This is a genomic window from Kitasatospora sp. NPDC054768, from assembly GCF_053612025.1.
Genome location: NZ_JBSHBN010000006.1, coordinates 96,473 through 105,476, shown reverse-complemented (window position 1 = coordinate 105,476; position 9,004 = coordinate 96,473). Strand labels below are relative to the sequence as shown.

General features: G+C 76.7%; 5 protein-coding genes and 1 pseudogene. 1 reads left to right on the top strand and 5 read right to left on the bottom strand.

Features of this window, described 5'->3' with window-relative positions; translation table 11 throughout:
* Positions 1-357: pseudogene (locus tag ACWGKU_RS03190) on the bottom strand (NmrA family transcriptional regulator); the annotation flags it as partial.
* Between the two features lie 400 nt (positions 358-757).
* Positions 758-1,591, bottom strand: coding sequence for an SDR family oxidoreductase (locus ACWGKU_RS03185; protein WP_401055429.1), 834 nt, complete (start codon positions 1,589-1,591; stop codon positions 758-760).
* Positions 1,592-1,753: 162 nt separating this feature from the next.
* Between ACWGKU_RS03185 and ACWGKU_RS03180 the strand changes: the two genes are divergently transcribed.
* Positions 1,754-2,230, top strand: a complete 477-nt coding sequence (locus tag ACWGKU_RS03180; protein WP_452177766.1) for a hypothetical protein — start codon at positions 1,754-1,756, stop codon at positions 2,228-2,230.
* Between the two features lie 50 nt (positions 2,231-2,280).
* Here the strand turns inward: ACWGKU_RS03180 and ACWGKU_RS03175 are convergent, their stop codons facing one another.
* The 3 genes from ACWGKU_RS03175 to ACWGKU_RS03165 form a co-directional block, all read right to left on the bottom strand.
* Positions 2,281-5,133 (bottom strand): condensation domain-containing protein, encoded by a 2,853-nt coding sequence (locus tag ACWGKU_RS03175; RefSeq protein WP_452177765.1) that lies wholly within the window; start codon positions 5,131-5,133, stop codon positions 2,281-2,283.
* Complete coding sequence (locus tag ACWGKU_RS03170; RefSeq protein ID WP_401047109.1) at positions 5,130-6,998, bottom strand: non-ribosomal peptide synthetase; 1,869 nt, start codon at positions 6,996-6,998, stop codon at positions 5,130-5,132. The genes ACWGKU_RS03175 and ACWGKU_RS03170 overlap by 4 nt, the downstream gene beginning before the upstream one ends.
* Positions 6,999-7,066: 68 nt before the next feature.
* The gene (locus tag ACWGKU_RS03165) at positions 7,067-8,971 is read right to left on the bottom strand and encodes an amino acid adenylation domain-containing protein (protein WP_359900875.1); all 1,905 of its coding nucleotides are present in this window, start codon (positions 8,969-8,971) and stop codon (positions 7,067-7,069) included.
* Positions 8,972-9,004: the final 33 nt, after the last annotated feature.

Here is a 9,004-nt window from a genome sequence, read left to right as displayed (position 1 = left end):
CTCCATCACCGCCTTCTCCCCCGCCTCCGCGGCCTCCTCACCACGCCCCGACAACAGCACCAACCGCCCCACCCCGCGCTCCGCCGCCAACCGCGAGAACGCCCCCACCGCCTCCACCGCACCCGGGAACGCCAGATCCGGGTAGTACGTCAGATACGCCGCACTCACCCCCTCCAACGCCCCCTCCCACGTCCCCTCGTCGTGCCAGTCGAACGGCACCGCACCCGAACGCGACCCCACCCGCACCCCGAAACCCCGCGCCGCCAGCCGGTCCGCCACCCGACGACCCGTCTTCCCCGTCCCACCGACCACCAGCACCACACCGGACCCGACCGCGAGATCCACCACACCAGCCATCACAATCACCCTCACTCGGAGTAGGAGCCTGTTCGGATCGTCGGACCGGCCGGGTTCCGTGAACCCTGCGCGTCCGTCCTCGTGTCCACCAGTCAAGGCCACTCCGGGCCGGCGAACCATAGCCTCCGCACTCAGCTCCATGCGCCAGCGTCTACGCCCCCGCGCGCGCCCTCCGCCCTCCACCAGAACACACCCGGGCCGCCCCGGACCACCCGCCTCGACCTGGCCTCCAGCGGCCCTTGAGCGCCCGGGCGGGCGGCGGAAGGCCGAGCAGCGGAACGGCCGGGCGGCGGAACGTGTGGCGGGCGGCGGTGCGGGGCTGTGCTCCCGGCGATAGCCATTCACGCTGTTCACGGAATGGGGGTCCGGCGGGGCGTGCCCGGCCCGTGCGGGGGGCTCGTCAGCGGAAGGCGGCGACGTTCTCGGCGGCCCAGTGGTGGAACGGCCTCGCGGGGGATCCGGTGACCCGCTCGACGGTGTCGCGCACCTCCACCAGGCCGTCGTTGACGTCCCCGCCCGTCACGTCGAGCACCGCGTCCGCCGCCTCGGCTCCCAGGGCCTCGGCCAGCTCCCGCCGGGCCTCCTCCCGGCCGATCACCGCGAGGGGCACCGCCCGCCCGAGGGCCGCCGCGATGGCCGCCACCTGCTGCCGGGCCGTCACCCGCTCCGGCCCGGTCAGCGCGTACACCCGTCCCCGGTGGCCGGGCCCGGTCAGCGCAACCCGCGCCACCGCCGCGACGTCCGCGGGGTGGATCGTGGGCAGCCCGGTGTCCGCGTACGGCACGCGGACCGTCCCGCGCTCGCGGATCGCCGACGCCCACCACAGGGCGTTGGAGGCGAACTGGGTCGGCCGCAGGACCGTCCACGCCATGCCGCTGTCCATGACCAGCCGCTCGACGTCCGCGTTCTCCCGGGCGGGGCCCAGGTGCGGATGCGTCTCGACGGTGACGGACGACACCAGCACCACGTGCTCGACGCCGGCGCGCCGGGCGGCGTCGAGGATCCCGGCATCGGAGCCGATCCGCGACACCAGGAACAGCGAGCGCACCCCGTCGAGGGCGGGCGCCAGGGAGGCCGGGTCGGCGAGGTCGCCCTCGCGCACCTCCACGCCCTCGGGGAACCGGGCCCGGGCGCCGTCCCGGGTGAGGCCCCGCAGGGGGCCGGCCCCGCAGGCCCGCAGCTCCTCCAGCAGGGAACGTCCGATGTTGCCGGTGGCTCCGGTCACGAGAATCATGCGGTCTCTCCTGTCGCCCGACGATCGATCGGGTGAAGGCTAGGAGCTCAAGCCGACTTGAGGTCAAGGAGGCCACCGGCGGAGGCGCCGGACCCGCCCTCCACCGGCCGTGCGACCATCGGGCGGGCAAGCGGCCACGACAGGACGGAAGAGAGAACCCCGGTGACCGAGACAGCAGCGGCCGGCTCGGAAGGCTTCGAGCCGGACGAGCACGTGCGATTCGCACGCTACCGCCGGGCCTTCGCGGACGTGGCTCCCGAGGATGCGGCCGCCCTCGCGGCCCGGGTGCTCACCGACCCCGAGCGCCCGATGGCGAGCTGCGCGGTCTGCGAGTACCTGGACCGGCGCGCGGCGGAACTGCTGACGGACCCGGGCTTCCCGGCCTGGCGGCGGGAGCTGGCGGGCGCAGTGGCGGCCGACGCGTTCGCCGCCCGGCGCCTGCGGGACTGGGCGCTGCTGCGGGCGATGGCCCTGGGCGAGCCGTGGGAGGAGGAGCAGCTGCTCGCGGCGGAGAACTGGCTCCAGGGACGCCTCGCCGAGGAGTCGCCCGACCGGGCCGCGCTGGGCCTGCTCGCCGAGAACGGCCGCACCCGGCGCACCCGTAACATCGCCAACTCCCGCCTGCGGCGGCTGCGGTAGCGGGCGGAGGGGGCCGGAACCATCGGCCTCCGCCGCCCGCGACCGGGGGGTCAGCGGACCATGGCCGCCAGGACGCTGCGCCAGTCCTCGCCGGGCTCGGGGGCGAGCGGGCCGGCCAGGGTGTCCGCCCGGTAGTGCCAGGGGCGGCGGAGTTCCCCGTCGGCGTCGGGGGTGGCGGCGATCGGGCTGTCGGAGCCGAGCAGGCGGACCAGTTCGGCGGTGAAGTCGGCCCAGGAGAGGTGCCCGCTCACCGCGTTGACGACCCGGCCGGCGGCGGGGTGGTCCGGGGTGAGGCAGGCGCCGAGGGCGCGGGCCAGGGCGGCGGAGTGCACCCAGGAGGCTCCGTGCCACTCCTCGGCGTCCGGCAGGCCGATCGGCCGGCCGGCCAGGGCGGCCTGGTAGAGGGGGCCGGTGGCGCCCCAGCGGAGCTGGTCGCGCAGGCGGTGGTGCGGGCCCCAGACGATCGGGGAGCGGACGGCCACGGCCTGGCCCCGGCCGGTCGCGGCGGCCTCGAAGAGGATCCGCTCGCAGTCCAGCTTGGCCTGCCCGTACGGGGTGACGGGTGCGCTGCTGGGGCCGCCCTCGGGGACCTCGGTGCCGGCCGGGCGGCCGTACGCGTCGATGCTGCTGACGAAGACGAACGGGCCGCCCCGCCAGCCGTCGACCAGGGCGCGCATGGCGGCGAGGTCGGTGGCGTGGTCGGTGAAGGTGCAGGCGGAGTGGATGACGGCGTCGACGCCGTCGACGGCCCGGCGCAGGCTGTCGAGGTCGCCGAGGTCGCCTTCCGCCACCTCGGCGCCGTTCAGCGCGGGCAGGTGCGCGGACTCCGGCCGGACCAGGACCCGGACCGGCCGGCCCTGGGCCATCAGCTCCTGGAGCACGGCCGCGCCGACCCCGCCGGTGGCGCCGGTGAGCAGGACGGTGCCGGTGCGGGCGCCGGTGGTCCGCGAACGGGCACCGGCCTGGGCGAGGGCCGCGCGGCGCTCGTCCGTGCGGGTGGCGAGCAGGGCGGCGAGGGCGCGCGGGGTGCGCTGCTCCAGGATGTCGAGGCCGGTGAGCGGCAGCCCGGTACGGGTGCGCAGGCGTTCGGCGAGCTGGACGGCGACCAGGGAGTGGCCGCCGAGGGCGAAGAAGTCGCCGTCGGCGGTCGGGGTCGTGCCGAGGAGTTCGCCGAAGGCCTGCCGTACGACGTCCAGCGGGCCTGCCTCCAGCGGGCCCTCCGCCGCCGCGGTGGCGCCGGGCAAAACGGTGGCGCCGGGCAGCACGGTGGCGCCGGGCAGCCGGTCGCGGTCGGGGGTGCCGTCGGGGTGGCGGGGCAGCCGGTCCACGAGGGTGACCGCGAGCGGCAGTTCGGCGGCCGGCAGGCGCCCGCGCAGGGCGGCCCGCAGGGCGCTGCCGCTCGGCGCGACCGGCCCGCGGACCACCGCGTAGGCGAGCGGCGGGCCGTCCGGCTTCTCGACCACGGCCGCCTCGACCACCGCCGGATCGGCCGACAGGGCTTCCACGACCGGGTGTTCAGCGGCCGTCAACCGCTCTCCGGGCAGTTCGGACAGCCGCCGTTCCGGGTCGGCGGCCACGGCGGTGAGCAGTTCGGCGAAGGCGCCGAGCAGCCGGGCGGCGGTGTCCGGATCCAGCGCGTCCCGGTCGTGCTGCAGCAGGCAGCGCGGCCCCGGGCCGTCCTCCAGCAGCAGGGTGATGCCGAACTTGGCCAGCCCCAGGTCGAGTTCCACGTTCTCGGTGTCGAGGCCCGGCAGCGCCAGCGGGTCGACGGTCTGGACCAGGTCGCAGCTGACCGAGAGCAACGGCGTGCCGTCCGCGCCGCGCGCGGCCGCGCCGAGCCGCTCGACCACCAGGTCGAGGGGCACCTCGTGGTGCTGCTGGGCGTCGAGCAGGGCGGTGCGGACCAGGGCGAGCAGCTCGGTGAACGACGGGTCCCCGGACGGATTCGCCCGCACGGCGAGGGTGTTGACCGCGAGCCCGACGGTCCGGCGGAACTCGGGCCGCGCCCGGTGGCCGCTGGCGCAGCCGAGGACGAGGTCGTCCTGCCCGGAGGCGATGCCCAGCGCGGCGAAGGCGGCGGCCAGCACGACGGTGTACAGCGTGGCGCCGTGCCGCGCGCCGAGGACGCGCAGCTGTTCCACCACGGCGGGATCCAGCGGGGCGGCGTGCAGCGCGGCGCGGCGCTCCCGGGCGCCGGGCGGGACGGGCCGCAGCAGGGGCAGCGGCCGGGCGCCGGACAGCCTGGCCGCGAGGACGCCGGCGCTGGCCGTCAGCTCGGCCTCGCGGGCGCGTTCCTGGCGGGCGTAGTCGGCGTACGAGGGGGCCGGCGGCGGGAGCCGGTTCGGCTCGCCGTCGCGCGCGGCGCGGTACAGCTCGGCGAGGTCCGAGGTGAGGAGGCCCAACGTTCCGCCGTCCACCGCGATGTGATGGATGGTCAGCAGCAGCGTGTGGTCGTCGGGGCCGTGCCGCAGGAGCAGGGCGCGCAGCACCGGGCCGGTGGCGAGGTCGAACGGCCGGGCGGCCTCGGCGGCGAGCTGCTCCGGGCCGGTGGCGTCCAGGACCGGCAGCGGCACCGGGACGACCGGGTCGATCTGCTGGTACGGCTCGTCGCCCCGGCGCGGGTAGCGGGTGCGCAGGACGGCGTGCCGCTCGGTCAGGCCGGTGATCGCGGTGGCGAGGGCCGCCAAGTCGAGCGGGCCGCGCAGCCGGGTGGCGACCGGCACGTTGTAGAGGGCGCCGCCCTGGCCGAGGTGGTCCATCAGCCACATCCGCTGCTGGGCGTGCGAGAGCGGGGCGGGGCCGGTCGATTCGGCGGGGCCGGTCTGCGGTGCGAAGGTGACGGGGGTGGCGGCGCGGCGGTTGCGGGCGCGGCGCAGCAGGTCGCTCTGGTCGACGGTGGTCATCGGTCGGCTCCGGGGGTGTCGTCGGCGGCCCGCAGGGCGCGCTCCAGCAGCTCGGCCTGGGCGGCGACGGTCGGGTGGCCGAGGAAGTCGGCGAGCGACAGCTCGACCCCGAGGTCCTCGCGCAGGTCGTCCACCACCCACATGGCGAGCAGCGAGTGCCCGCCCTCGGCGAGGAAGTCGGCGGACGGGTCGGTGATCGGGCGTTCCAGGGCGCGGCTCCACGCCTCGGCGACGACCTGTTCGATCGGGCCGAGTTCGGCGGCGGCGGACGGCTGTGCCCCGTCCGGTTCGTCGGCGGCCAGCGCCCGCCGGTCCACCTTTCCGCTGCCGGTCAGCGGCAGCGCGGCGAGCACCGTCCAGGCGGTGGGCACCAGGTGGGCGGGCAGCCGCTCGGCCAGAGCGGCCCGCAGCGCCTCGACGGCCGGGCGGGAGCCCTCGGCGAGGACCAGGCAGGCGGTGAGCGCGGCGTCGACCTGTCCGGCGCGGCGGACCACGACCGCCGCCTCGGCGACCTCGGGCAGTTGGAGCAGCGCGTGCTCGACCTCGCCGGGTTCGATCCGGAAGCCGCGCACCTTGACCTGGTCGTCGGTGCGCCCGTGGTACTCCAGGGCGCCGTCCGGCCGTTCGGCGACCCGGTCGCCGCTGCGGTAGGCGCGTCCGATGCCGGGCAGTTCGCGGAAGCGCTCGGCGGTCAGCTCCGGCCGGTCGAGGTAGCCGAGGGCCAGCCGGTCGCCGGCGATCCACAGTTCGCCGACGCTGCCCGGCGCCACCGGCGCGAGCCGCTCGTCCAGGACGTACGCCCGGGTGCCGCCGAAGGCCCGGCCGATCGGGACGGATCCGGCGCAGTCGGCCCGGGTGACCCGGTGCAGGGTGGTGAAGGTGGTGGCCTCGGTCGGCCCGTACGCGTTGATCAGTTCGAGCCACGGGAAGGCCTGCAGCACGGCGCCCGCGTACTCGGAGGAGAGTGCCTCGCCGCCGACGACCAGGGTGCGCAGCACGCCGAAGACCCGGGACCGCCGGGCGGCCAGGTGGTGGAAGAGCGCGGTGGTGAGGAAGACGGTGGTGACGCCGAAGCTCTCGACGTCGCGGACCAGGTCCTCGGCGCTGGGGCGCTCGCTCGGGGAGACGGCCACGGCGGCGCCCCGGGCGAGCGGGGCCCACAGTTCGAAGGTGGTGGCGTCGAAGGAGACGGTGGAGTGGAAGAGCACCCGGTCGCGTGGGCCGAGGCCGATCGAGTCCTCGGCGGTGGCCAGGTCGGCGACGGCGCTGTGCGGGACGAGGACGCCCTTGGGGCGGCCGGTGGAGCCGGAGGTGTAGTAGAGCAGGGCGGGCGCGGCCGGGTCGGCGGCGTCGGGCGCCGTGCCGTCGGCGGCCTCGGTGCCGCGCTCGGTCAGCGCCAGGGTGCGGTCCTCGGGGAGCCCGGCCTCGGCGAGCAGTCCCTTGTCGCCGAGGACGAGCCGGACGTCCGCGTCGGCGATCATTTCGGCGATCCGCGGGCGCGGGTAGGCCGGGTCGAGCGGGACGACCAGTGCGCCGGCCCGCCAGACGGCGAGCTGGGCGACGACGAATCGGGTCGAGCGGGCGCACAGCAGGGCGACGGCGCTGCCGGGGCCGATCCCCCGATCGGCCAGGACGGCGGCCAACCGACCGGCGGCGTCGACGAGTTCGCGGTAGGTCAGGACGGTGGAGCCGTCGGTCACGGCGAGCGCGTCGGGCCGCTGCTCGGCCTGCCGGGCGACCAGGGCGGGCAGCGGGGTGGGCAGGGCTGGCGGGGCTTCGGTGGTCCGGTCGAGCGGAGCCGCGGGGGTCGCGGGATGCGCGGAGGTCGCGGGGTGCGCGCGGTGCGCGGTGGTCCTGGTGGTCATGGGTGGTTCCCTTCCGGGCGCCCCGGCCGGGTGGGCCGGGGCGCCCCGCTGAGGAGGTTCGGGCGGGGTCAGGCGGTCGCGGCCAGATCGGCCACCCGCTCCTCGACCAGCCGGGCGACGGCCCGCAGGTCGGGCTGGCGCAGCACCAGGGGGGCGCGCAGCCGTACGCCGTACTCGTTCTCCAGGGCCTCCAGCAGTCTTGCCGCGGCGAGCGAATTGCCGCCCGACGCGAGGAAGTTGTCCTCGGGCCCGAGGTCGGCACGGCCGATCAGCCCGCGGCAGAGCTTCAGTACGGTGCGCTCGACCGGGGTACCGGCCTCGTCCGCCGGGGCCTCCTCGTCCGGGGCCGGCGCGTCGGCCAGCAGGGCCGGGCGGTCCACCTTGCCGTTGGCGTCCAGCGGGAAGCGCTCCACCAGCCGGACGGCGGAGGGCACGGCCTGCTCGGGCAGCCACGGGCGGACGGCGTCGAGCAGCGCCGCGGGGTCGGCGCCGTCCTCGGCCTGGACGAAGGCGAGCAGCCGGACCCCGCCGGTCGGCGCCTGCTCGGCGGCGACCACCGCCCGGCGCACCTTCGGGTCGCGTTCGAAGGCGGCCTCGACCTCGGCGGGTTCGATCCGCACGCCGCTGACCTTGACCTGGTCGTCGAGGCGGCCGTGGAACTCCAGCACGCCGTCCGGGCGCATGACCACCCGGTCGCCGGTGCGGTAGACCCGGTCCGTGCCGACCACGCCGGCGGGCGCGCCGACGAAACGGCGGGCGGTCAGCTCGGGGTCGAGGTACCCGGCGGCCAGGCCTCGGCCGCCGATCCGCAGCTCGCCGGCCGTGCCGCGCGGCACCGGGCGGCCGTCCTCGTCGGTGACCAGGAGGACGGCGCCGTCGATCGGCAGGCCGATCGGCGGGGCGCCGGCACCGTGGTCGCCGCCGGGGGCCATGGTGTGCACGGTGGTGGTGACGGTGGCCTCGGCGGGGCCGTACGCGTTGTGGACGGTCGCGGTGACGTCGGGCCCGGGGGCGCGGCGCAGCCGGTCGCCGCCGATCACCAGGTGGCGCAGCGGCGACTCGGCGGGCCAGGGCCGGCCGAGGAGGGGCTCGGCCAGCGGGGTGGGCAGGATGGACACGGTGACGCCGGCCTCGCGCCACCAGTCGGTGAGCGCACCGGTGTCCCAGCGGACCGCCTCGGGGGCGACCACCAGGGCCGCGCCGGAGGTGAGGCCGGCCCACAGCTCCTGCATGTGCGGGTCGAAGGCGACGCCGATCAGCAAGCTGTGCCGCTCCCCGGGGCCGAGGCCGGTCAGTCCGCGGTACCACTGCAACAGCGCGCCGAGCGCGGGCTCGGTGACGGCGACGGCCTTCGGGGTGCCGGTGGAGCCGGAGGTGAGCACCGCGTAGTGGGTACCGGCCGGGACGCGCACCTGCTCGCCCGGGTTCAGGGCGGCCACCACGCCGGCGGTGGGCAGGTCCAGCGGCAGCCGCTCGCCGCCGGGCGGCAGCAGGTCCGGCTCGCCGACCAGGCAGGCCGGGCGCAGTTGCTCGGCGACGGCGCGCAGCCGGTGCTCGCCGGGGCGCGGGCCGAGCGGCAGGTGGACGGCGCCGAGCTTGGCGGCGGCCAGGGTGACGGCGACCAGCGAGACCGAGTGGGCGAGGCAGACGCCGAGCAGGTCGCCCGGGCCGACCTTGCCGCGCAGGGCCTCGGCCACGGTGTCGGCGAGGCGGTCGAGTTCGGCGTAGCTGTAGACCTGCTCGCCGTCGATCAGGGCGGGGGCGTCGGGGGTGCGGTGCGCCCAGGTGGTGAAGAGGTCGAGCACCGCACCGTCCTGGTGCGGACGGCCGTAACCGATGCTCGGGGCGTCGGTGTTCGGAGTCCCGGTGTTCGGAGTCCCGGTGTTCGGAGTCCCGGTGTTCGGAGTCCCGGTGTTCGCGGCGTCGACGCTCGGGGCGTCCGCGTTCGGGACCTTCGTGTCAAGGTGTTCCATCATCATCTCCAGGAAGTCGCGTACGAAGGTGAC

What these genes read in the sequence shown, in the direction of transcription:
- ACWGKU_RS03185 (WP_401055429.1), bottom strand. Translation starts at nt 1,591, where the DNA reads ATGATTCTCGTGACCGGAGCCACCGGCAACATCGGACGTTCCCTGCTG.
- ACWGKU_RS03175 (WP_452177765.1), bottom strand. Translation starts at nt 5,133, where the DNA reads ATGACCACCGTCGACCAGAGCGACCTGCTGCGCCGCGCCCGCAACCGC.
- ACWGKU_RS03165 (WP_359900875.1), bottom strand. Translation starts at nt 8,971, where the DNA reads ATGGAACACCTTGACACGAAGGTCCCGAACGCGGACGCCCCGAGCGTC.
- ACWGKU_RS03170 (WP_401047109.1), bottom strand. Translation starts at nt 6,998, where the DNA reads ATGACCACCAGGACCACCGCGCACCGCGCGCACCCCGCGACCTCCGCG.